The sequence below is a fragment of the Psychrobacter sp. AOP31-B2-9 genome, from assembly GCF_052378005.1.
Taxonomy (GTDB): Bacteria; Pseudomonadota; Gammaproteobacteria; order Pseudomonadales; family Moraxellaceae; genus Psychrobacter.
This window is the reverse complement of record NZ_JBQSXG010000324.1, coordinates 1-634: the sequence shown is the minus strand read 5'-3', so window position 1 is coordinate 634 and position 634 is coordinate 1. Positions and strand designations below refer to the sequence as shown.

Here is a 634-nt window from a genome sequence, read left to right as displayed (position 1 = left end):
CTAGGGTGTGTTGACAATTACCGTAAATGGATAATCGTCGCTGCTAAATAGATATTAGCAGCAAACGACTCATCCGTTTTTTCAGCACGCATGGCAATTTTCTTGAAATCTTTCAGCTTACAGAAGAAGTTCTCGATTAAGTGACGCCACTTGTACATTTCTTTATCGAAATCTCGTTGCTTTAAACGAGAGCGTTTAGGGGGTATGACCGCTTTGCTACCACGCTCTTCTAAGTCTAGCAGTAGCCAATCCGTGTCAAAGGCTCTATCAGCAAGCAATGCACCAAACTCTTTGTCTTTAATTAAAGGTTTAACGCCAGCCATGTCATGCTGTTGTCCTTTCAATAAAGTAAAATCAACAAGGTTGCCTAACGCATCAACCATTGCCATGATTTTAGTGGTCATACCGCCTCTTGATTTGCCAATTGCCTGATGACAAGCCCCCCTTTTGCGCCTTGTCCATGACGATGTACCTTAACAATAGTGCCATCAATCATGGCATACTCTAAATCTGAGTCATTCAGAGCATTAAATAGCTTGCTGAATCTATCGCTTTTTACCCATCGACGGTAGCGCTTATAAACACTGTTCCAGTTACCAAATTCAGGGGGTAAGTCTCGCCACGGACTACCTGT

The 634-nt window shown here is 42.7% G+C and carries 1 pseudogene; it reads right to left on the bottom strand.

Annotation, left to right across the window (positions count from 1 at the left end):
- Positions 1 to 17: 17 nt before the first annotated feature.
- Positions 18 to 634 (bottom strand): annotated as a pseudogene (locus ACT3SX_RS15455) (IS5 family transposase); the annotation flags it as partial.